The organism is Mycobacterium tuberculosis complex sp. N0072, assembly GCF_030323725.1.
Classification (GTDB): domain Bacteria; phylum Actinomycetota; class Actinomycetes; order Mycobacteriales; family Mycobacteriaceae; genus Mycobacterium; species Mycobacterium tuberculosis.
Map to the genome: position 1 here is coordinate 2,080,905 of NZ_CP040689.1, position 23,087 is coordinate 2,103,991.

A 23,087-nucleotide genomic window follows, 5' to 3' on the forward strand; every position below is an offset into this window, starting at 1 on the left:
CGCGCATCGTCGCCAGGCTAAGGTCACGGCTCATGGAGCCGGTGCTCACGCAGAATCGGGTGCTGACTGTCCCCAACATGTTGAGCGTTATTCGCCTCGCGCTCATCCCAGCATTCGTCTACGTCGTGCTCAGCGCGCACGCCAATGGCTGGGGGGTAGCGATCCTGGTGTTCAGTGGCGTTTCGGACTGGGCTGATGGCAAGATTGCACGGCTACTAAACCAGTCATCGCGGCTGGGCGCGCTGCTGGACCCGGCCGTTGATCGCCTCTACATGGTCACTGTTCCTATCGTGTTTGGCCTGAGCGGCATCGTGCCGTGGTGGTTTGTCCTTACGTTGCTGACCCGCGATGCGCTGCTGGCTGGGACGCTGCCGCTGCTATGGAGCCGTGGACTGTCAGCGCTACCGGTGACCTACATCGGTAAGGCAGCGACTTTCGGCTTCATGGTTGGCTTTCCGACCATTCTGTTGGGGCAATGCGATCCATTGTGGAGCCATGTGCTGCTGGCCTGTGGTTGGGCATTCTTGATCTGGGGTATGTATGCCTACTTGTGGGCCTTCGTGCTGTATGCAGTGCAGATGACGATGGTGGTGCGGCAGATGCCTAAGCTCAAGGGCAGGGCTCATCGGCCGGCGGCCCAGAACGCTGGTGAACGTGGCTGAGTCTGACCGGCTGCTCGGCGGCTACGACCCCAACGCCGGCTACAGCGCCCACGCAGGGGCGCAGCCACAACGCATCCCGGTTCCGTCGTTGCTGCGCGCGCTGCTATCAGAGCATCTGGATGCTGGATACGCGGCGGTTGCCGCCGAGCGCGAGCGTGCTGCGGCACCACGGTGTTGGCAAGCCCGCGCCGTCAGCTGGATGTGGCAGGCATTGGCCGCGACCCTAGTCGCCGCCGTGTTCGCTGCCGCGGTAGCGCAGGCGCGCTCGGTGGCACCCGGCGTGCGCGCCGCCCAACAGTTGCTCGTTGCGAGTGTGCGATCAACCCAGGCCGCCGCGACCACGTTGGCTCAACGGCGCAGCACACTCTCGGCGAAAGTCGACGACGTGCGGCGGATCGTACTCGCAGACGACGCCGAGGGACAGCGGCTGCTGGCCCGTCTCGACGTGCTTAGCCTGGCCGCGGCCAGCGCACCGGTTGTCGGGCCTGGTCTGACGGTGACCGTGACCGATCCCGGTGCGAGCCCTAATCTTTCCGACGTGTCCAAGCAGCGGGTCAGCGGTAGCCAGCAAATCATCCTCGACCGCGATTTGCAGCTCGTCGTCAACTCACTGTGGGAAAGTGGCGCCGAGGCCATCTCGATCGATGGCGTCCGGATCGGGCCGAACGTCACGATCCGGCAAGCCGGCGGAGCAATCTTGGTCGACAATAATCCCACGAGTAGTCCCTACACCATCTTGGCGGTCGGGCCGCCACATGCCATGCAGGACGTCTTCGATCGCAGCGCCGGGCTGTACCGCCTGCGGCTGCTGGAGACCTCCTACGGTGTCGGCGTCAGTGTGAACGTCGGCGACGGTCTGGCATTGCCTGCCGGTGCGACCCGGGATGTCAAGTTCGCCAAACAGATTGGGCCCTAGTGAGAGAAGTCCTGGTGAATAGGAAACCATGGGGAGCGATACGGCCTGGAGTCCGGCGCGCATGATCGGGATCGCGGCGCTCGCCGTTGGAATCGTGCTGGGTTTGGTTTTCCATCCCGGCGTGCCAGAGGTCATCCAGCCGTATCTGCCGATCGCGGTGGTCGCCGCGCTCGACGCGGTGTTCGGTGGCTTGCGCGCCTATCTCGAGCGGATCTTTGACCCGAAGGTCTTCGTGGTTTCGTTCGTGTTCAACGTTTTGGTGGCTGCCCTAATCGTCTATGTCGGTGACCAACTGGGCGTCGGCACACAGTTGTCCACCGCGATCATCGTCGTGCTGGGCATCCGCATCTTCGGCAACACCGCGGCCTTGCGGCGGCGGTTGTTCGGAGCGTGACGGAGATGAGATCACCGTGAGTGAGAATCGCCCAGAACCCGTGGCAGCCGAGACTTCCGCCGCCACAACTGCGCGTCACTCCCAAGCCGACGCGGGCGCTCACGACGCCGTGCGACGTGGTCGTCACGAACTACCAGCCGACCATCCGCGCTCCAAGGTCGGACCGCTGCGGCGGACAAGATTGACCGAAATACTGCGGGGTGGTCGCTCGCGTCTGGTGTTCGGGACGCTTGCGATCTTGTTGTGCTTGGTTCTGGGGGTTGCCATAGTCACTCAGGTCCGTCAGACCGACTCCGGTGATTCATTGGAAACAGCCCGTCCTGCAGACCTATTGGTGTTGTTGGATTCGTTGCGGCAACGCGAGGCCACGTTGAACGCCGAAGTGATCGACCTTCAGAACACGCTGAACGCGTTGCAGGCATCCGGCAACACCGATCAGGCAGCGTTAGAAAGCGCCCAGGCTAGATTGGCCGCGTTGTCCATCCTGGTCGGCGCCGTGGGTGCCACCGGGCCGGGCGTCATGATAACGATCGACGATCCGGGACCCGGAGTAGCGCCTGAGGTGATGATCGACGTGATCAACGAACTGCGTGCCGCTGGAGCCGAGGCGATCCAGATCAACGATGCACACCGGTCGGTGCGGGTCGGGGTTGACACCTGGGTTGTCGGTGTGCCCGGCTCACTGACAGTCGACACCAAGGTCCTGTCCCCGCCGTATTCGATTCTGGCGATTGGTGATCCTCCAACGCTGGCCGCGGCGATGAACATTCCTGGTGGTGCACAGGACGGTGTCAAACGCGTCGGCGGGCGGATGGTTGTGCAGCAGGCCGACCGTGTGGACGTGACCGCCTTGCGGCAACCAAAACAGCACCAATACGCTCAGCCCGTCAAGTGAACTAGCCCAACTCCGAGCCGACCAGAATAGGATTACCGTGAGCGATATCCCGTCCGATCTGCACTACACCGCCGAACACGAGTGGATTCGCCGCAGTGGCGACGACACCGTCCGGGTGGGGATCACCGACTATGCACAGTCGGCGCTTGGCGACGTCGTTTTCGTTCAGCTACCCGTTATCGGCACCGCGGTCACCGCCGGCGAGACCTTCGGCGAAGTGGAATCGACGAAATCTGTGTCGGATCTCTATGCGCCCATTTCGGGTAAGGTGTCTGCGGTCAACAGCGATCTGGACGGCACTCCGCAATTGGTGAATTCCGACCCCTACGGAGCCGGCTGGCTGCTGGACATCCAGGTCGACAGCTCGGATGTCGCTGCCCTGGAGTCAGCTTTGACGACACTGCTCGACGCTGAGGCCTACCGCGGCACACTGACCGAGTGACGATTGCTAAGGTCCCTGCCAGCGTCACGTGGGAGGTCGCGGGTCTGCACGGATCCGGGCCGGGCAGGGCAATCGAGCCTGGGATCCGCTGGGGTGCGCACATCGCGGACCCGTGCGCGGTACGGTCGAGACAGCGGCACGAGAAAGTAGTAAGGGCGATAATAGGCGGTAAAGAGTAGCGGGAAGCCGGCCGAACGACTCGGTCAGACAACGCCACAGCGGCCAGTGAGGAGCAGCGGGTGACGGACATGAACCCGGATATTGAGAAGGACCAGACCTCCGATGAAGTCACGGTAGAGACGACCTCCGTCTTCCGCGCAGACTTCCTCAGCGAGCTGGACGCTCCTGCGCAAGCGGGTACGGAGAGCGCGGTCTCCGGGGTGGAAGGGCTCCCGCCGGGCTCGGCGTTGCTGGTAGTCAAACGAGGCCCCAACGCCGGGTCCCGGTTCCTACTCGACCAAGCCATCACGTCGGCTGGTCGGCATCCCGACAGCGACATATTTCTCGACGACGTGACCGTGAGCCGTCGCCATGCTGAATTCCGGTTGGAAAACAACGAATTCAATGTCGTCGATGTCGGGAGTCTCAACGGCACCTACGTCAACCGCGAGCCCGTGGATTCGGCGGTGCTGGCGAACGGCGACGAGGTCCAGATCGGCAAGTTCCGGTTGGTGTTCTTGACCGGACCCAAGCAAGGCGAGGATGACGGGAGTACCGGGGGCCCGTGAGCGCACCCGATAGCCCCGCGCTGGCCGGGATGTCGATCGGGGCGGTCCTCGACCTGCTACGACCGGATTTTCCTGATGTCACCATCTCCAAGATTCGATTCTTGGAGGCTGAGGGTCTGGTGACGCCCCGGCGGGCCTCATCGGGGTATCGGCGGTTCACCGCATACGACTGCGCACGGCTGCGATTCATTCTCACTGCCCAGAGGGACCATTACCTGCCGCTGAAGGTGATCAGGGCCCAGCTGGACGCCCAGCCCGACGGTGAGTTGCCACCATTCGGATCTCCTTACGTTCTACCGCGATTGGTGCCCGTAGCCGGCGACAGTGCTGGCGGCGTCGGGTCGGACACCGCGTCCGTGTCGCTCACGGGTATCCGGCTCAGTCGGGAAGACCTCCTGGAACGATCGGAAGTGGCCGACGAGCTACTGACGGCCCTGCTCAAAGCCGGTGTGATCACCACCGGGCCGGGCGGCTTCTTCGACGAACACGCCGTCGTGATCCTGCAATGCGCACGAGCGCTGGCCGAATACGGCGTCGAGCCGCGGCATCTACGCGCCTTCCGCTCCGCGGCCGACCGGCAGTCCGACCTGATTGCCCAGATTGCCGGCCCGCTCGTCAAGGCCGGCAAGGCCGGTGCCCGCGACCGGGCCGACGACTTGGCCCGTGAGGTGGCCGCGCTTGCTATAACTTTGCACACGTCGCTGATCAAGTCTGCGGTTCGCGACGTTCTTCACCGCTGAGGACTAGACTTCGTTCGACAGCTTGGTGTTCGACGTCACGGTAGAGACGTGGCGCCCACCGCGTCGTCGCACCGAGCGTGAGTCGGACACCGGTTGCATGTGCGGAGGGCAGACGCAGATGGGTGAAGTTCGTGTTGTCGGCATTCGCGTCGAGCAGCCGCAGAACCAGCCGGTGCTGTTATTGCGCGAGGCCAACGGTGATCGATACCTGCCGATCTGGATCGGCCAGTCGGAGGCTGCCGCTATCGCGCTGGAGCAGCAAGGCGTCGAGCCGCCACGTCCGCTGACCCATGATCTGATCAGGGATCTCATTGCTGCGCTGGGGCATTCGCTCAAAGAGGTGCGCATTGTAGACCTGCAGGAAGGAACTTTCTACGCTGATCTGATCTTCGACCGCAATATCAAGGTGTCCGCCCGTCCCTCGGACTCGGTGGCAATCGCATTGCGAGTGGGTGTTCCGATCTACGTCGAGGAGGCCGTACTAGCCCAGGCCGGTCTGCTGATTCCCGACGAAAGTGACGAGGAGGCCACCACCGCTGTTCGCGAGGACGAGGTGGAGAAATTCAAAGAGTTTCTCGACAGTGTGTCACCTGACGATTTCAAGGCCACCTAGCGCGGCGACGATGCGCGCCGGGACGGCGGGCTGAGGAGGCGCGCGATAAGGCCGAGCGCGGCGACGATGCGCGCCGGGACGGCGGGCTGAGGAGGCGCGCGATAAGGCCGAGCGCGGCGACGATGCGCGCCGCGACGGCGAGCATCCATTATTTGCCGGCCAGCAACGTCACGGCTGCGTCTCATCTCTGGCTGCAATTGTCGACACGCCTAGCGGTTAGTGCCTAATGCGCCCGGCGACCGCGATACTTTGATCACGACTTGATAGTTAACCGGGAGCATCGCGCCCATCGAACAGCGTATGCTCTCTAACACTCGGGCCCTCAGTAATGGCTGTCGGGGGAGCCAGTGACGCAGCTAGTGACAAGAGCGCGATCGGCGAGAGGAAGCACCTTGGGCGAGCAGCCACGTCAAGACCAGCTCGACTTTGCTGACCACACGGGCACTGCTGGTGATGGTAACGACGGCGCCGCTGCGGCCAGCGGACCCGTGCAGCCCGGCCTGTTCCCCGACGATTCCGTTCCTGACGAGTTGGTAGGTTATCGCGGACCGAGCGCCTGCCAGATCGCTGGGATCACCTACCGCCAGCTCGACTATTGGGCGCGCACATCGTTGGTTGTGCCGTCGATCCGTAGTGCGGCAGGATCCGGCAGCCAGCGGCTGTACTCGTTCAAGGACATCTTGGTTCTCAAGATCGTCAAACGGTTGCTCGACACCGGTATCTCGCTGCACAACATCCGGGTTGCAGTTGACCATCTGCGCCAGCGTGGCGTCCAGGATCTGGCCAACATCACCTTGTTCTCCGATGGGACCACCGTGTACGAGTGCACGTCGGCCGAGGAGGTCGTCGACCTCCTGCAGGGCGGCCAGGGTGTGTTCGGCATCGCCGTCTCGGGCGCGATGCGGGAGCTGACGGGTGTTATCGCCGACTTCCACGGTGAGCGCGCCGACGGCGGGGAGTCGATTGCTGCCCCCGAAGATGAACTGGCCTCCCGACGCAAGCATCGCGACCGCAAGATCGGCTAGCCGAGAGTTCCCCCGCGAACAGACACAGAATCGCACGCGGCAGGCTCCTCGGATGCGATTGTGTGTCTGCTCGGCAGTAGACTGGACAACGCATCGCTCTAGTGCGGGAGAGTTCTGTGGCTGCCAGCTACGGACGCCGAAGGAGCAATACCTCTCCGTCAACCTCTCAGGCACCCGGACCGCGCGAGACTACGATGCCTCTGGAAAGCGGTGGCGACCCCTGGCGGTCCTCACCCGCCGATGGGGAAAGGCGATTCACCTGACGGTGGACAGAGTCGCCGAATCTCTCAGGCGCCTGGCGTGCAGGTGAAGACAGAGGGAGAGGGCCGCTAGTCCTCTGCTTTGTCAGGAGTTCACCGTGTCCGACCATTCGACGTTCGCAGACCGGCACATCGGTCTGGACAGCCAGGCCGTCGCGACCATGCTCGCCGTGATCGGGGTGGATTCGCTCGATGACCTGGCAGTCAAGGCGGTCCCGGCGGGCATCCTAGACACACTCACCGACACCGGAGCCGCACCGGGTTTGGACAGTCTGCCACCGGCTGCCAGCGAAGCCGAGGCGCTGGCCGAGCTGCGAGCGCTGGCCGACGCTAACACCGTCGCCGTGTCGATGATCGGGCAAGGCTACTACGACACACACACCCCCCCGGTGCTGTTGCGCAACATCATCGAGAACCCGGCCTGGTATACCGCCTACACGCCGTACCAGCCCGAGATTAGTCAGGGTCGGCTGGAAGCCTTGCTGAACTTCCAGACCCTGGTCACCGATCTGACCGGCCTCGAGATCGCGAACGCGTCGATGCTCGACGAGGGCACCGCGGCGGCCGAGGCCATGACTTTGATGCACCGCGCGGCCCGCGGGCCGGTGAAGAGGGTGGTCGTGGACGCCGACGTGTTCACCCAGACCGCGGCGGTGCTGGCCACCCGCGCCAAGCCGCTGGGTATCGAGATCGTCACGGCCGACCTGCGCGCCGGTCTGCCCGACGGCGAATTTTTCGGCGTCATCGCCCAGCTGCCCGGGGCCAGCGGCCGGATCACCGACTGGTCTGCCCTGGTGCAACAGGCCCACGACCGTGGCGCACTGGTGGCCGTCGGCGCCGACTTGTTGGCGCTGACGCTGATCGCGCCGCCCGGAGAGATCGGCGCTGACGTCGCCTTTGGCACCACACAACGGTTCGGAGTGCCGATGGGGTTTGGCGGCCCGCATGCCGGGTACCTTGCGGTGCACGCCAAGCATGCGCGTCAGCTGCCCGGCCGGCTGGTCGGTGTGTCCGTCGACAGTGACGGCACGCCGGCCTATCGGTTGGCGCTGCAGACTCGCGAGCAACACATCCGCCGCGACAAGGCCACCAGCAACATCTGCACCGCACAAGTGCTGTTGGCGGTGCTTGCCGCGATGTACGCGAGCTACCACGGCGCGGGCGGGCTGACCGCCATCGCACGCCGGGTGCATGCCCACGCCGAGGCTATCGCCGGTGCACTGGGCGATGCGTTGGTGCACGACAAGTACTTCGACACGGTGTTGGCCCGGGTGCCCGGTCGTGCCGACGAGGTGCTGGCCAGGGCCAAGGCCAACGGCATCAACCTGTGGCGTGTCGACGCCGACCATGTGTCGGTAGCCTGCGACGAAGCCACCACTGACACCCACGTGGCGGTCGTTCTGGACGCGTTCGGTGTAGCGGCCGCCGCACCCGCCCATACGGACATCGCAACGCGCACATCGGAGTTCCTGACGCATCCAGCGTTCACGCAATACCGCACCGAGACGTCGATGATGCGGTACTTGCGTGCGCTGGCGGATAAGGATATTGCCCTCGACCGCAGCATGATTCCGCTCGGCTCGTGCACGATGAAACTCAACGCCGCCGCCGAGATGGAGTCGATTACCTGGCCTGAATTCGGGCGTCAGCATCCATTTGCCCCGGCATCTGATACCGCTGGGCTGCGTCAACTTGTTGCCGACCTACAGAGTTGGCTGGTGCTGATCACCGGTTATGACGCGGTGTCGCTGCAACCTAACGCGGGCTCGCAAGGCGAGTATGCGGGCCTATTGGCGATCCACGAGTACCACGCCAGCCGGGGTGAACCGCATCGCGACATCTGCCTGATCCCGTCCAGCGCGCACGGCACCAATGCCGCGTCAGCCGCCTTGGCCGGCATGCGCGTGGTGGTGGTGGACTGCCACGACAACGGCGACGTCGACCTCGATGACCTGCGCGCTAAGGTCGGGGAGCATGCCGAGCGGTTGTCGGCGCTAATGATCACCTACCCGTCCACTCACGGCGTGTACGAACACGACATCGCCGAGATCTGCGCTGCCGTGCACGACGCGGGCGGCCAGGTATACGTCGACGGAGCCAACCTCAACGCCCTGGTCGGCCTGGCCCGGCCGGGCAAGTTCGGCGGTGACGTCAGTCACCTCAACCTACACAAGACATTCTGCATTCCGCACGGCGGCGGTGGCCCAGGCGTCGGCCCGGTGGCGGTGCGGGCGCACCTGGCACCGTTTCTGCCAGGTCACCCCTTCGCCCCCGAGCTGCCCAAGGGCTATCCGGTGTCGTCGGCACCATATGGGTCGGCTTCGATTCTTCCGATCACCTGGGCATACATCCGGATGATGGGGGCTGAGGGACTGCGGGCGGCATCGCTGACAGCGATCACGTCGGCTAACTACATTGCGCGCCGCCTTGACGAGTATTACCCGGTGCTGTACACCGGCGAGAACGGCATGGTCGCCCACGAGTGCATCCTGGACTTGCGCGGTATCACTAAGTTGACCGGTATCACCGTCGACGATGTCGCAAAACGGCTGGCAGACTATGGTTTTCACGCACCAACGATGAGTTTTCCGGTGGCCGGTACGCTCATGGTGGAGCCCACCGAGAGCGAGAGCCTGGCCGAAGTGGACGCCTTCTGCGAGGCCATGATCGGCATCCGCGCCGAGATCGACAAAGTCGGGGCCGGGGAGTGGCCTGTCGACGACAATCCGCTGCGCGGCGCACCGCACACCGCGCAGTGCCTGCTGGCGTCTGATTGGGACCACCCGTATACGCGGGAACAGGCCGCCTACCCGCTCGGCACCGCATTCCGACCCAAGGTTTGGCCCGCGGTACGTCGCATCGACGGCGCCTACGGGGATCGCAACCTGGTCTGCTCATGCCCGCCGGTAGAGGCTTTTGCCTAAACGCTCGTCGACCGGCCCCCGGTCGAGCTCGAGGCCCGGGTGCTACTGGGTGGGTAGCTGACGTGTCGGCTGCTATGGGTCGTTGTCGGGGTTGCGGAGTTTTTCGGGGTGGCGGCAGGTGTTGGTGCGGGGTTGACCGTGGTCGGAGGTGGGGTGGGGAGCTATTCGGTGTCGCCACCCGCGCTCCAACAATGCCAGCTGTTGCGGGGTGCTCAGCGACAAAGGTTCAGCCGAAGCGCTCAATGATCGCGGCGGCGATCCGGTCGGGGGCGTCCTCCTGGATGAAGTGTTTGGCGTTGGGCAGCTCCACCAGGACGTGGTCGGGAAATGTCGCACTCAGTCTGGGGATAATCGTTTTCGGCCTGAATGCGACATCCTTCATCCCCCAAATCAACAGGGTGGGCTTGGTGCCCAGCGTGGCTGGCACCTCCCGGGCGAGCCGTGCCAGCAGGGGACGGGCGGCCAGGATCTGTTTGGGCATCTCGGCTACGCCTCGGCGTGCCGCGGCGTTGGGCTGCACCGCCCGGTAGTGCGCCATCACCGCGCTACTCGGCCGGTGCTCGGTTCCCGCGGGTATCAAGCGCTCGACAAAGAAGTTGCGCCGTAAGATCGCGTACTGCACTGGCGGGCTGGACATCACCCTGCTGAAGGCCTTCATCGCCAGCGTGTCCGCCGGCCAGAACCACGTGTTGCCCAACACGACGCCGCGGACCCGGTCGGCACGCTCGACAGCGACCGCCATGCTGATCGGGCCACCCCAGTCCTGACCCATGCTCAGGTAGCGGTCCAGGCCCAGGTGATCGACGAATTCGCCGATCACCCGCGCGTGCTCGTCGATCTGGTACCCGAATCCCGAGGGACGCTCCGATAACCCGAAACCCAGATAATCCGGAGCCACACAACGGAAACGGTCCCGCAGTGCGACGATGATGTCCCGATACAGGAAACTCCACGTCGGGTTGCCGTGACACAACAGGATCGGCGGACCCGTGCCCTCGTCGACGTAGTGGATGCGTCCACGCGAGCTGTCGAACCAGCGCGACTCGAACGGGTACAGCTGCGGATCCGGCGTGAAATCGATGCTCATTACCCTCCTCCGATCGCGCTCATGATGGTATGCCCGAAGGGTGACATCACCGAGTGTCCGGGAGTGGCGTGACGGTGGCCGCTGGCTGCCGACGGCTGTCGGAAAGGTGTTCGTCCGGTCGGGGCCGGGCGACACGCCAACAATGCTCCTGCTGCATGGCTATCCGTCCAGTTCGTTCGACTTCCGGGCGGTGATTCCACACCTGACCGGCCAGGCTTGGGTAACGATGGATTTTCTGGGCTTTGGCTTGTCCGACAAGCCGCGCCCGCACCGGTACAGCCTGCTGGAGCAGGCCCACCTGGTGGAAACGGTGGTCGCCCACACCGTGACCGGCGCGGTCGTCGTGCTGGCCCACGACATGGGCACGTCGGTGACCACCGAGCTGCTAGCCCGTGATTTGGACGGCCGGTTGCCGTTCGATCTCCGACGTGCGGTGCTGAGCAACGGCAGTGTGATCTTGGAGCGGGCCAGCCTGCGTCCGATCCAGAAAGTACTGCGCAGCCCGCTTGGTCCGGTCGCTGCCCGGCTGGTCAGCCGCGGTGGCTTCACACGAGGGTTTGGCCGGATCTTCTCCCCAGCGCACCCGCTGTCGGCGCAGGAGGCCCAAGCCCAGTGGGAGTTGCTGTGCTACAACGACGGCAACCGGATCCCGCACCTGCTGATCAGCTACCTCGACGAGCGGATACGGCACGCGCAGCGCTGGCATGGCGCGGTCCGCGATTGGCCCAAACCGCTTGGGTTCGTGTGGGGACTCGACGATCCGGTGGCAACAACCAACGTGCTCAATGGACTACGGGAATTGCGCCCCAGCGCCGCCGTCGTGGAACTGCCAGGGTTGGGCCACTACCCGCAGGTCGAGGCTCCCAAAGCATATGCCGAGGCCGCGCTATCGCTGCTCGTCGACTAGCCGGCTACGGCTGTATCACGGGCAGATCGATGCGAGAGGCATGCATCCGGCTACGGTAGACGCGCACGGTCGGTGCGCAACCGGGAAGGATGGCGAAGTGGCTTGCGTCCGCGCCGGCGATGGCGATGCGGATGCGGTGCCCCGGTTGGAACAGATACGACGTCGGCAGCAGGTCGAATGTCAGCCGGGCAATCTCGCCCGGGACTAGGGGCCACGCGTCCCCGCTCGCGAACGTTCGGTAGGGGACCACCTGGCGGTACGGCGGCGGCCCGTCGCTGAGCCGGCGGTGGATGGCGCGTAGCTGGCCCTCGGTGATGTAGGCGACACGGCCGCGCGGATCGACGTCTTCCAGATAGACGAAGAAGGTGCCGTCGCTCGACGTCGACGTGATAAACAGCGTGACCACCACATGACCGGTCACCTCCAGGGGATGGTCGAGCGGTGCGGAGGTATAGGTCAGCAGCTTGGCATCCTGGGCCTTGCGGTCCGGGTAGCAAACGTGTCCACCGATGCCCACTTGCGAGCGCCAGCGTGAGCGCTCGCCCGTTCCGGCCGTCTGATCCACCACGTATTCGTCTGCACCGCTGTCGCAATCGGGTGCGTCCGGGCGCAGCTGTCGGTCTGCGGACAGGTAGTAGCTCTGCGTGGTGGCGGGCGGCGGCCAGGTGTCGGCCGACTTCCAGCGGTTCTCGACCATGGTGAAGTAGTGCACCGGCGGCTCGGAGCCGATGCCCGTATCGGCCCCCTTGACGTGATGGTCGATGAACCTCAACAGCTCGCCGTCGTGATCGAAGTCGGGTCTGCTGAGCCCGCGCAGTGGGTCGACGCGCCAGCCGCCGGTGTGGTTCCATGGACCGAGGATCAAGTGGCTGCCCGGGGTGGAGACGGTCAGAAAACGTTTGATTGCGGCATGCGCATACCCGCCGTCGAACCAGCCGCTGTAGCTGTAGATGGCCGCTCCCGACGCCTGCACGTCACGCCAATAATTGTGCGGGCTGATCAGGTTGATGCTGCCCGACTCGATCGGTGTACCGATCGGCTCGAGCCGGGCGTCAGGTTGGCCACGATAGGGATCCGAGGCGGATACGTCGTCCCGGAACGTCAATGACCCCGCGATCTGGTGAACGTCGTAGTTGCCGCGATGCGCGGCGATGGCCCCGTCCCGCAGCGAGCGATCACGGTCCTCCTGCACCGGCTGCATGCCGGTCACCGGGAGCTTCGCCCACCACCCGACCACTTCGTGCAGGGCGTTGCGGTCGAGCGCCTCGTTGTAGCGTCCCCAGGTGTCGGTGAACCAGGCGGCGTGGATGCCGCCGGGGAACGCGATGTCGGTGTAGACGTCGAACAGCGAGAAGCACGGGGCGATCACCCGCACCGCGGGATGCTGGTTGACCAGCAGTAACTCGGCCGACGTGCCGTCGTACGAATTTCCCAGCGCAGCGACCGTTCCGTTGCACCAAGGCTGGCGCACGATCCAGTCGACGATCTCGGCGCCGTCCCGGATCTCGTCGGAGGACCATTCGCACACGCGGGCGCCGAACGACGCGCCCGATCCGCGCACATCCACATCGACCCAGGCGTAGCCGCTGGCGACGAAACGTCTCCGACGACGCTTATCTGCGGCGATGTGCTGGAGGGGCTTGCCCCCGAGCAACATCCGCAACGGCCAGCGCAACTGCAGCGACCGGTAGTAGCGGGTCTGATGCAGGATCGCGGGCAGCCTTGCGGCACTCGTCAGGCCCGCGGGCAGGTAGAGGTCGATGGCGATGCGCACCCCGTCGCGCATCGTCACATAGCACGAGGAGTAGCGCATCCCACGATATCTCGGGTAGGCGGATCGTTGGTCCGGCGCGGAGTACCAGGCCGCATCCGAGCCGCCGCGTCTGGTCATCGGGTAGCCAGGCGATCAGCTCAAGAAGATGTTGACCGCGGTTGCCAGGTCGGGGGATGCCGATGTCTCCAGGTTTTGGTAGCTGCCGCCGCTGAGCTGTGCGACGGCTTCCCAGGTTGCCCGATCGGGATCAGCACCGAAGTCGATGATGTTGACCGCGATCGGCTTGGCCGGGTCTGCGCTCTTGCGGATGAAATCCTGCAGGCCCGGCCCGTCGAGGGTTTGGTCCGTATGCGGCCCCGCGGTAATAACCAGCACAGAATTAGCCTGGCCAACACGGTAATTGGCTAGCATCTCCTGATAGATCAAGCGCAGAGTGGTGAACGACACCGCGCCACCGCCCGAGGAGTATTGCTTGCCCAACGCGGCCGTCAAGGCCGCGGGGCGGGGCTGGCCGTTGACCGGGTCGGCCAATGGCCCGGCCGGCACCTCTGTTCGGCCCTCGCGGCCGTCGAATGTCCACAGTCCGACGACCGAACTGGGCGGCATCGCCTTGATCCGGTTCTCAAGCGCCGCAACGACATTGCTAAGCCGGCCATTGCCGCCTTCATCATTGGGCATCGATTGGTCGAGCATGATGGTCGCGGCCACTCCGGCCGACGCGGTGACCATGGTGTCCGCCAGGGTCGCGCGCATGGAGTCGTCACCCACCGACAAAGTCGAAGGCAGCGCTGGGAAACTGGTGACGGGGCTGCTCGGCGGTTTGACGTCGCTGACTCGGAAACCAGCTCTGGCCAGTTTGGCCAGTTGCTCGGGCTTGTGCAAATACCTGGCAAACGCGCTGGCCGCCGACGTTTGCTCCTGCGATAGCCATGCACCACTGAGCAGCACCGTCGGATAGTCAGCGACCGCAGCCGGCCCCGGCGGCAGCCAGGAACCCAAGGTGTTCTCGGCATCTGAAAGTGACTGGCCGCGCTGGAACAACTGTTGTTCGGTGGTGACCACCGCGTGCACGGGTGCCGTGGCGACATCGCCGGGCTTGAGCAGCGTGTCCATCGCCGCGGTCAAGGAGTCGTCGGCGACCTTAGGTCGTGCGCCCATCAGGGTGCGCACCGCGCCGATACCCGCTGTTGCTGGCGCGCCAGCAGGTGCTGACGCGGCAGCCACCGCCTCGCCGGCCAAATACGCGGCATCGCCGTTGCCACTGCTCGGCATTGCCAGCCGCAGTGATCCCCAGGCAGGCAAGTCCAAGCCGGACAACGAGTTCGGATTGGTTTGCAGGCCGGGCAACGCCGCCCAGTTCTGGTTGGCGAGGGCCTGCTGCAATTCGGGCCGCACGGCGAGCAACACCGGCGATATCACCAGTGAGCGGCTATCGCTAATGGCTTGGCTGCCCGCGGCCCCGGTAAGCCGCGCCGCCGAGATGGAGCTACTCGGAATCCACAATCCCGGCTGGCCGCCCAGTTCGGTCGGCCATTTGCCGATGAAACCATTGATGACGGCATCGGAGCCGGCCGAGGTGACAGCCACTGCCACACAACGGTCGCCGACCGGGCCCGCCGACGCGTTGTAGCTGTCGGCTGACTCCTTTACCTGATCGGCGATTGATGGGTCGGCTATAACAGCGACGGTGTCCTTGCCGCCCACGCAGCGGGCGGCAGCCGTATGCGAGCGGTTGGACAACGCGTCACCGAAGAAGCGCCACAAGATCACCCCGGCCACCATTACCACCACTGCGACAAGGGCCACGATCACGCCGATACTGACTCCCCGCCGCCCGTCCGCGCTACGGTGCCCGGCCTGCCAGTCGCCGGGCCCCCGATGTCCGAAGCGAAACAGCGGCGGCGGGGCGGCCGCTATGGGCTCGGCACCCGTTGGCTCCCAGTCGGGGCGGGGTGGAATGTCAGGGTAGTCTTCTGAGCCGCTAGCCGAGTAGCCGCCGACGGCGGAGTAGTGGCCCTCGCTGGATAACGGGCCGTCATCGGGCTGATCTACACCGGGATAGTCGTAGCTACCCGATATGTCCTCCCAGTGCTGTTGTTCCGCCGCATGCCCGTCGGACAGGTCGTCAACGGAATCCTCGGGGTCGGGCTTGCTGTGCCTACCCATACCGGCGTCTGCGTCCTCTCCGTCGAAGGCCGGCGCCTGTCAAGCACGAGCTACGCACCGGCTCTGCCCGATGGGGCCGGCTCTCTCCCGCAAGCGGGCGGTGCCCCCACAGCGGCCCGCTAGCGGGCCGCATCGTCACCGGCCCTGTCCGATGGGGCCGGCTTCTCAGCGGCCCGGGCCTTAAACTCCCGACGACGTCGGTGCAGGATCGGCTCGGTGTAGCCGTTGGGCTGCTGGGCCCCGGACAAGATCAGCTCCTGCGCGGCCAGGAAGGCGATACTGTCGTCGAAGTTGGGTGCCATCGGTCGGTATGCCACGTCGCCCGCGTTTTGTCGATCGACCAACGGCGCCATCCGCTCCAAGCTGGCCCGCACATCCGCGCTGGTGATCACACCGTGGCGCAGCCAGTTGGCCAACAATTGGCTGGAGATTCGCAGCGTGGCCCGGTCCTCCATGAGCGCGACGTCGTGGATGTCGGGCACCTTCGAGCAGCCGACACCTTGATCAACCCAGCGAACCACGTAGCCGAGGATGGATTGACAGTTGTTGTCGACCTCTTCGCGGATCTCGTCGGGAGCCCAGGCCAATTCCTTGGCCAGCGGAATGGTCAGCAATTGTTCGATGGTGGCGCGACGCTTCCCCGCCAGTCCTTGTTGCACCGCGGCGACGTCGACCTGGTGGTAGTGCAGCGCATGCAGGGTGGCCGCAGTGGGAGAGGGAACCCAGGCGGTGCTGGCCCCGGCGCGCGGCTGGGCGATTTTTGTCTCGACCATGTCGGCCATCAGCTCGGTCATTGTCCACATGCCCTTGCCGACCTGGGCTCGGCCGCTGAACCCGGCGGCCAGGCCGGCATCGACGTTGTGGTCCTCGTAGGCCAAGATCCACGGCTGGCTCTTCATGGTGCCCTTGCGCACCATCGGGCCGGCCTCCATCGAGGTGTGGATTTCATCGCCGGTGCGGTCCAGGAACCCGGTGTTGATGAACACCACGCGGTCCGCGGCAGCTTTGATGCACGCCTTGAGGTTGACCGTGGTCCGGCGTTCCTCGTCCATGATGCCGATCTTCATGGTGTTTTGCGGCAACCCCAGCACATCTTCAACCCGGCTGAACAGTTCGCAGGTAAACGCCACCTCGGCCGGACCGTGCATCTTCGGCTTGACGATGTAGATGGAGCCGGTGCGGCTGTTGATCAGCGGCCCGTTGACGTCGCTGGCCTTTAGCCCGTGGATGGCGATCAGGCCGGTGAATAGGGCATCCATGATGCCTTCGAACACCTCGCTGCCGTCAGTGTCGACGATGGCGTCATTCGTCATCAAGTGACCGACGTTGCGGACGAACATGAGGCTGCGTCCAGGCAGCGTGAACTGGCCACCGCCGGGTGCGGTGTAGTTCCGGTCCCTATTGAGCACCCGCAGGAAAGCGGTGCCGTCCTTGTCTACCGCTGCTGCCAGGTCGCCCTTGTTCAGGCCGAGCCAGTTCCGATAACCCAGCACCTTGTCGGCGGCGTCCACGGCGGCCACCGAGTCCTCGAAGTCCATGATCGTGGTGATCGCGGATTCCAGGATCACGTCCTTGACGCCGGCCCGGTCGGTGGTGCCGACCTGCGACTCCGGATCGATCAGGATCTCGATGTGCAAACCGTGATTGATTAGCAGCACCGATGTCGGCGACTCGGCTGCGCCGGTGTAGCCGGCGAACTGGCCGGGGTTGGCCAGGCCGGTGGACTTATCCGGCAAGGCAACCACGAGCTGGCCATCCTGCACTGTGAAACCGGTGGCGTCGCCAAAGGAACCCGACGACAGCGGAACACTGTCGTCGAGGAACTTGCGGGCATACGCGATCACCTTGTCGCCACGAACCTTGTTGTACGTGGGGCCTTTTTCGGCGCCGTCGGTCTCGGGGATGACATCGGTGCCATACAAGGCGTCGTAGAGGGAGCCCCAGCGAGCGTTGGCCGCGTTCAGAGCAAACCGCGCGTTGAGCACCGGCACCACCAGCTGGGGGCCGGCGGTCGTGGTGATCTCAGCGTCGACACCGGACGTGGTGATGGTGAAGTCATCAGGTTCGGGAAGCAGGTAGCCGATCTCGGTGAGGAACTGGCGGTAGGCATCCATGTCGATGGGCTCGATCACCCGACGCCGGTGCCACTTGTCGATCTGCGCCTGCAGCTCGTCGCGGGCGTTCAACAGAGCTTGGTTCTGCGGGGTCAGGTCGGCGACGACCTTGTCGACGCCCGCCCAGAAGCTGTCCGGGTCGATATCGGTGCCAGGCAGGGCTTCATTGTTCACGAAGTCGTAGAGCACCCGAGCGATGCGCAAGTTGCCCACCGACACGCGATCTGTCATTGCTTCCTCCCTTACTGGCAATTGCTCAGCCTACCGGCCGACAAGACGACTACTACATCCGGCGACCCGCAACCGCAGGTCACGTCAAGCTCTGTCAGCACCTCGGCACCCGGCATGCTCGCTGGCTGGCAACGCGACGCAGTGGCCGCAGCGATCATACGGGTGGGGCGGTCTGCCTACTACAATCCCGTTGGATCCGTTCTGGCCGGACAGCATCCCGCCGGGAGCGGCTCCGGCCACGTCGGTGCCGCTCATTGCGGCGGTGTGATTCCGAATCAGGCCAGACGCTTGATCCCCGGATAGGAGTCGAACCCACGGTCGAAGCTCATCAGCCGGGTAATGTCGTGGTGAGCCATGACGGCGATGTGTAGTGCATCCCTGGCCGACAACGTTTGATAGCGCAACAGGGCATCCCTCGCGTGTTCGACATCGGTGCGCTCGATCGGCAGCACTTCGTCGACCACGCCGATAATTGCATCGAAAGCCGGCTGAATCGCCTCACGGCGTTTGATTGCCACATACCGGTGGCATATCTCCTGCAGCACCTCGGCGTCGGTGACTAGGCGTTCACCGCCCGACAGCGCCGACTCCAGCAGACGTTGCGCGTCCAGCTTATGCGGGTGCGAGGCACCCACCAGATACATGGGAATGTTGGAGTCAACGAGGATCACCGTGATCCTTCGCGCTCCGCACCGCGTCCGCGTTCGATTTCCTCGAGCATCTGCTCGACGTCGGCTGTCGGGAACTCATGGCGTGCGGCGGCACGGACAGATCGCAGCTTCATGTCTAGATCGCCGCGCGGTTCTCGCTCCCGCGCCTCCCGCAGCGTCCGGCGGACCCACTCGGACACTGTCGTGCGGTGCCGGCGTGCAATCTCTCGGAGTTCTTCCCACTCGTCGGGGTCCAGCAGAACCTGCAGGCGCTTACTCATAGCATGAGTGTATACAGCTCATACGGGTGTATGAATCCAGCTCGCCTGCGCGCGGGAGCTATCCCCCGGGGGACCCGTTCTGGCCGGCCAGCGTTCCGCCCGTACCGCCGCTGCCGCCCGGCCCGCCAGAGTCGCCGGGCCCACCGTCGCCGCCGTCGCCGATCAACTGGGCGTAGCCGCCGTTACCGCCGGTGCCGGGGGTGCCGTCCCCGCTGACGCCGGCGGCGCCGCCATTGCCACCGTTGCCGATCAACCCGGCCGTGCCGCCGTTACCCCCGGTGCCGCCGGCGCCGGTGACGGGTACCGCGACTGAGGGAATCTGGGTTGGCCCACCGGAGCCGCCGGCGCCACCGTTGCCGACCAGCAGCGCGCCGTTGCCTCCGTTCCCGCCACTGCCACCGCCGGGGGCGAAGACGCCGGTACCGGCGGACCCGGCGCCTCCGGCGCCACCGTTGCCGATCAGCCCGACGGCGTTGCCGCCGTCGCCGCCGTGGCCTCGGAGAAAGCCGTCGGTTTGCACGCTGTTGCCGCCGTCGCCGCCGTTGCCGATCAGCGTCCCGCCGGTGCCGCCGTCGCCGCCGTTGCCATCGAAGAAGCTGAACCCGCCGTTACCGCCGTCGCCGAACATCCCGGCGTTACCGCCGGTACCACCGTCGCTGAAACCTTGCAGGGTGCTGCCTCCGGAACCGCCGTCGCCGTACAGCCACCCGCCGTTGCCGCCGTTGCCGCCGTTGCCGATGCCGGTGGGGGCGGCACCGACGGAGCCGCCGTCGCCCCCGTTGCCGATCAGCCGGGCGTCACCGCCCGCTCCGCCGTCGGCGGCTCCCGATGGGACATTGCCGCCGTTGCCGCCGTTGCCGTACAGCAGTCCGCCGGTGCCGCCGGTGCCGCCGGCCCCGCCCGCGAAGCCGGCCTTGCCGAGCCCGCCGGCCCCGCCGGCCCCGCCATGGCCGAACAGCCCGACGGCGGCTCCACCGGGCCCGCCGATCCCACCGGTAGCGCCGACGGGTCCGGTACCGAGTCCGCCGGCACCGCCGTTGCCGCCGTCGCCGAAGAGCAGTCCGCCGACCCCGCCGGCACCACCGGCAAGGCCGGTCGCCCCGGGCCCGCCGATGCCACCGTTGCCGCCGTTGCCGATCAACCCTGCATCCCCACCGGCGCCGCCGGGCTGGCCGATCCCGCCGTTGCCGCCGTTGCCGCCGTTGCCGTACAGCAACCCGCCGGGCCCGCCGGGCTGTCCCGGCGCGCCATTGGCGCCATCACCGATCAACGGGCGGCCGAACAACGCCTGAAACGGCCCGTTGAGCACGTCCAGCGCGGCGGCGTCCGCCGCCTCGGCACCGGCATAGGCCCCCGCGCCGGCGGTCATGGCATGCACAAACTGCTCGTGAAACAGCGCCGCCTGCGCACTCAATGCCTGATAGGCCTGGGCGTGCGCGCCGAACAAATCCGCAACAGCCGCCGACACCTCATCGGCGCCCGCGGCCAGCACCCCCATCGTGGGCACGGCCGCAGCCGCATTCGCCGCGCCGATCGCCGACCCGATGCCGGCCAAATCCGACGCCGCCGCCACCACCACTTCTGGGGCCGCCACCACAAACGACATGACGCGCTCCTCACGGGACCGGGTGCGCAGTCCCAGCGGTTACAGCGTATTGACGTCCCGCCACCACGTCCGGCGTTCGGGCCAACTGATCCGAAACGATTGTCAGCGGCAGCAGCCCCCGATTACGCTCGGTGTCCCGTCAGACACCGATCCCTGCGTCAGTCAACGATGCGTCCCGTCGCGCATGGTGCCAACCAGGTCCTCCACCACGTCCTCCAGCGCCACCATCCCCACGACAGAACCGTTGTCGGCGGTTACCAAGGCCAGATGGCTGTTGATGCGCCGCATCCGCGACAGGGCGTCGGCCAGCGGCAACGATTGGGGAACCCGCGGCAGCGGGCGCACAACGGCCAGATCGATCACGGTTTGCGGATTGTCACCGAGGGTCAGCACGTCCTTGATGTGCAGATATCCGATGAACCTTCCACCGCGATCCACCACCGGAAAGCGGGAGTAGCCGGTTTGCGCCAAGGCCTGTTCGACCCCGCCGATGGTGGGCCCGGACCCTACCGCCGACACCTGCACTGCCCGAATGTTGACCAGCGGCACCGCGACATCGGCAACCAGGCGAGTTCGAATCCGAAGGGCTCGGGTTAGCCGCGTGTGCTCCTCGTGATCCAGCAGGCCTTCGGATAGCGATTCGGCGATCATCTCGGACAGTTCCGCAGTGGAGACGGCGATGTCGAGTTCATCCTTCGGCTGCACCCCAACCAGCCGCAGTATCGCGTTGGCGCAGTTGTTGTAGAACGCGATGAACGGCCGGGCGAGGCGCACGTAGACCAGGTACAGCGGGACCAGCAACATCGCTGTTCGCTCCGGACCAGCCAAAGCGATGTTCTTCGGCACCATCTCACCGAGCAGGACATGCAGCGCCACCACGATCGCCAACGCCACCGCCAACGACAAGGTGTGCAGCAGCGCCGGCGGTACACCGCTCAGCCCGAACGACAGCTGTAGCAGCTTGACGACTGCCGGTTCGCCGACCCGGCCAAGCAGGATCGAGGACACCGTAACCCCCAGCTGTGCGCCGGTCAGCATCGCCGGGAGCTGTTCGCCCGCCCGGATCACGGTGACGGCAGTGGCCTTGCCCTGCTCGGCCAGCGCTTCGAGGCGGTCACGACGCGCCGAGATCAACGCGAATTCCGCGCCCACGAAGAACGCGTTGGCGCCGATCAGCAAAAGCGCCAGCAACACCGCGGACAGCACATCCATCAGCGGCCCCGCCCCGACCCGGGGTCGGCATGGCCGCCCATTTTGATCAACTCCAACAAGTCGATCCGGCGCCCGTCCATCTGGATCACGGTGGCTAACCACCGCATCGAGTCGTCGGGAAGTCCGTCCTGGTCCAAGGCAGTCAGCTCGACCGTTTCGCCGGCCACCGGGATGTGGCCGAGCTCTCGAAGCACCAACCCGCCGATCGTCTCGTACGGACCGTCGGGGGCTCGATAGCCGGTGGCGCTGGCCACCTCGTCGATGCGTAGCAGACCCGAGACCCGCCATCCGTTGCCGGCTGCCACCACATCCGGTGTCGCATCGTCGTGTTCGTCGCGGACGTCGCCCACGATCTCTTCGATCAAGTCCTCCAGGGTTACCATGCCCGCGGTGCCGCCGTACTCGTCCACAACCATGGCGGTCTGTAGCGCACTGGCGCGGACCTGCGCCATCACCGCATCGCCGTCGAGCGTCGAGGGCACCACCGCGACCGGCTCGGCGACCGTCGTTAGCAGCGTGTGCGCGCGATCGCCGGGCGGAACCTCGAACACCTGCTTGACGTGCACGATGCCGACGGTCGCATCGAGATCTCCCTCGACCACCGGGAAGCGCGAGAATCCCGATGCGGCCGCGGCCGCAACCAGGTCGGCGATGGTGTCATCGGTCTGCAGCGCCACGATCTTCGACCGTGGCGTCATCAGCTCCTCGGCCGTCAGGGCGCCGAACTGCAGCGAGCGGCGCATCAGCCACGCCGTGGCGTCATCGAGTGCGCCGCTGCGCGCGGAACTACGCACCAACGACACCAGCTCCTGCGGTGTGCGAGCTGAGCGCAGCTCCTCGGCCGGCTCGATGCCAAGTCGACGCACGATCCAGTTCGCCGCTCCGTTCGTGAGACGGATGGCCGGGGTGAGCAGCAGTGAGAACAGCACCTGGCCGGCCACGACTGAGCGCGCGGTGCGCAGCGGGCGCGCCACCGCGAGATACTTGGGGACCAGCTCGCCGAAGACCATCGACAGCGATGTCACGATCACCAGGGCAAAAAACGTGATAAGACCGTCGGCCACCCGATCAGACATTCCGACTGCGACCAGCCCAGGATGCGGTAGCTCGGCCACCAGCGGTTCGGTCAGGTAGCCGGTAGCCAAGGTGGTGATCGAGATACCCAACTGAGCACCCGAAAGCTGGAACGACAGCCGGTGGTGTGCGCGCTGGATGAAGCGGTCCCGACTGGTGCCGCCGCGGGCGTTGGCCTCCACGGTGCTGCGGTCCAGCGCGGTCAGCGAGAATTCGGCCGCGACGAACACCCCCGTGCCTGCGGTGAGCGCCAAGATCGCCAGGATGGTGGCGACGGTATCGGTGAGGTTCACGGGCGGCTCGGTCGTCGCGCTATATCGGGCCGAGCCAGTACCGGCCGCTCGCCTGGAAAACCGACGGTGTGGACGGGTGCCCGCGGCACGTCA

Annotated in this window: 20 protein-coding genes and 2 riboswitches; of the genes, 11 read left to right on the forward strand and 9 right to left on the reverse strand. The window is 65.6% G+C overall.

What is annotated here, in order from left to right; translation table 11 throughout:
* Positions 1–32 precede the first annotated feature (32 nt).
* The 10 genes from FF952_RS09645 (at position 33) to gcvP (ending at position 9,599) form a co-directional block, all read left to right on the forward strand.
* Positions 33–662 carry a CDP-alcohol phosphatidyltransferase family protein gene (locus FF952_RS09645; RefSeq protein WP_015631360.1) on the forward strand — a complete coding sequence of 210 codons (630 nt, stop codon included), beginning with the start codon at positions 33–35 and terminating at the stop codon, positions 660–662.
* Positions 655–1,578, forward strand: a complete 924-nt coding sequence (locus FF952_RS09650) for a DUF881 domain-containing protein (protein ID WP_003901262.1) — start codon at positions 655–657, stop codon at positions 1,576–1,578. Before FF952_RS09645 ends, FF952_RS09650 begins: the two co-directional genes overlap by 8 nt.
* A gap of 28 nt (positions 1,579–1,606) precedes the next feature.
* Positions 1,607–1,972, forward strand: a complete 366-nt coding sequence (locus FF952_RS09655) for a small basic family protein (RefSeq protein ID WP_003899037.1) — start codon at positions 1,607–1,609, stop codon at positions 1,970–1,972.
* Between the two features lie 16 nt (positions 1,973–1,988).
* Positions 1,989–2,867, forward strand: coding sequence for a DUF881 domain-containing protein (locus FF952_RS09660; RefSeq protein ID WP_003899038.1), 879 nt, complete (start codon positions 1,989–1,991; stop codon positions 2,865–2,867).
* 37 nt (positions 2,868–2,904) lie between these two features.
* On the forward strand, positions 2,905–3,309 hold the full coding sequence (gene gcvH, locus FF952_RS09665; RefSeq protein ID WP_003409234.1) for a glycine cleavage system protein GcvH: 405 nt from the start codon (positions 2,905–2,907) through the stop codon (positions 3,307–3,309).
* Between the two features lie 239 nt (positions 3,310–3,548).
* Positions 3,549–4,037: a glycogen accumulation regulator GarA gene (gene garA, locus FF952_RS09670; protein ID WP_003899041.1), complete on the forward strand. Its 489-nt coding sequence runs from the start codon at positions 3,549–3,551 to the stop codon at positions 4,035–4,037.
* On the forward strand, positions 4,034–4,777 hold the full coding sequence (gene ftsR / locus FF952_RS09675) for a transcriptional regulator FtsR (RefSeq protein ID WP_003409239.1): 744 nt from the start codon (positions 4,034–4,036) through the stop codon (positions 4,775–4,777). Before garA ends, ftsR begins: the two co-directional genes overlap by 4 nt.
* Before the next feature lie 118 nt (positions 4,778–4,895).
* Positions 4,896–5,390 carry a bifunctional nuclease family protein gene (locus FF952_RS09680; protein WP_003409242.1) on the forward strand — a complete coding sequence of 165 codons (495 nt, stop codon included), beginning with the start codon at positions 4,896–4,898 and terminating at the stop codon, positions 5,388–5,390.
* Positions 5,391–5,782: 392 nt separating this feature from the next.
* Entirely contained in the window at positions 5,783–6,415 is a 633-nt protein-coding gene (locus FF952_RS09685; protein WP_003911669.1) for a MerR family transcriptional regulator, read from the forward strand.
* A gap of 94 nt (positions 6,416–6,509) precedes the next feature.
* Positions 6,510–6,607: riboswitch (glycine riboswitch) on the forward strand.
* Positions 6,608–6,741: riboswitch (glycine riboswitch) on the forward strand.
* Between the two features lie 32 nt (positions 6,742–6,773).
* Positions 6,774–9,599, forward strand: a complete 2,826-nt coding sequence (gcvP, locus tag FF952_RS09690; RefSeq protein ID WP_003900418.1) for an aminomethyl-transferring glycine dehydrogenase — start codon at positions 6,774–6,776, stop codon at positions 9,597–9,599.
* Positions 9,600–9,825: 226 nt separating this feature from the next.
* Here gcvP and FF952_RS09695 read toward each other — a convergent pair whose 3' ends face one another.
* Positions 9,826–10,686 (reverse strand): haloalkane dehalogenase, encoded by an 861-nt coding sequence (locus tag FF952_RS09695; protein ID WP_003409254.1) that lies wholly within the window; start codon positions 10,684–10,686, stop codon positions 9,826–9,828.
* Positions 10,687–10,726: 40 nt separating this feature from the next.
* Between FF952_RS09695 and FF952_RS09700 the strand changes: the two genes are divergently transcribed.
* Positions 10,727–11,593, forward strand: coding sequence for an alpha/beta fold hydrolase (locus tag FF952_RS09700; protein ID WP_003409255.1), 867 nt, complete (start codon positions 10,727–10,729; stop codon positions 11,591–11,593).
* Between the two features lie 4 nt (positions 11,594–11,597).
* On the opposite strand, the gene FF952_RS09705 is transcribed toward FF952_RS09700, so the two are convergent.
* The 8 genes from FF952_RS09705 to FF952_RS09740 all read right to left on the reverse strand — a co-directional run bounded on the left by FF952_RS09705 (position 11,598) and on the right by FF952_RS09740 (position 22,994).
* Complete coding sequence (locus tag FF952_RS09705) at positions 11,598–13,484, reverse strand: CocE/NonD family hydrolase (protein WP_003409258.1); 1,887 nt, start codon at positions 13,482–13,484, stop codon at positions 11,598–11,600.
* Positions 13,485–13,499: 15 nt separating this feature from the next.
* Positions 13,500–15,533 (reverse strand): substrate-binding domain-containing protein, encoded by a 2,034-nt coding sequence (locus FF952_RS09710; protein ID WP_003904710.1) that lies wholly within the window; start codon positions 15,531–15,533, stop codon positions 13,500–13,502.
* A gap of 119 nt (positions 15,534–15,652) precedes the next feature.
* Positions 15,653–17,878, reverse strand: a complete 2,226-nt coding sequence (locus FF952_RS09715) for a malate synthase G (RefSeq protein WP_003409271.1) — start codon at positions 17,876–17,878, stop codon at positions 15,653–15,655.
* A gap of 275 nt (positions 17,879–18,153) precedes the next feature.
* Positions 18,154–18,549 carry a type II toxin-antitoxin system VapC family toxin gene (locus tag FF952_RS09720; RefSeq protein WP_003409273.1) on the reverse strand — a complete coding sequence of 132 codons (396 nt, stop codon included), beginning with the start codon at positions 18,547–18,549 and terminating at the stop codon, positions 18,154–18,156.
* Positions 18,546–18,809, reverse strand: coding sequence for an antitoxin (locus FF952_RS09725; RefSeq protein ID WP_003409276.1), 264 nt, complete (start codon positions 18,807–18,809; stop codon positions 18,546–18,548). Before FF952_RS09725 ends, FF952_RS09720 begins: the two co-directional genes overlap by 4 nt.
* A gap of 58 nt (positions 18,810–18,867) precedes the next feature.
* A complete protein-coding gene (locus tag FF952_RS09730; RefSeq protein WP_003904712.1) occupies positions 18,868–20,415 on the reverse strand; it encodes a PE family protein in 1,548 nt (515 codons plus the stop codon).
* Positions 20,416–20,577: 162 nt separating this feature from the next.
* Complete coding sequence (locus tag FF952_RS09735) at positions 20,578–21,627, reverse strand: hemolysin family protein (RefSeq protein WP_003907794.1); 1,050 nt, start codon at positions 21,625–21,627, stop codon at positions 20,578–20,580.
* A complete protein-coding gene (locus FF952_RS09740; protein ID WP_003899046.1) occupies positions 21,627–22,994 on the reverse strand; it encodes a hemolysin family protein in 1,368 nt (455 codons plus the stop codon). Before FF952_RS09740 ends, FF952_RS09735 begins: the two co-directional genes overlap by 1 nt.
* Between the last annotated feature and the right edge of the window lie 93 nt (positions 22,995–23,087).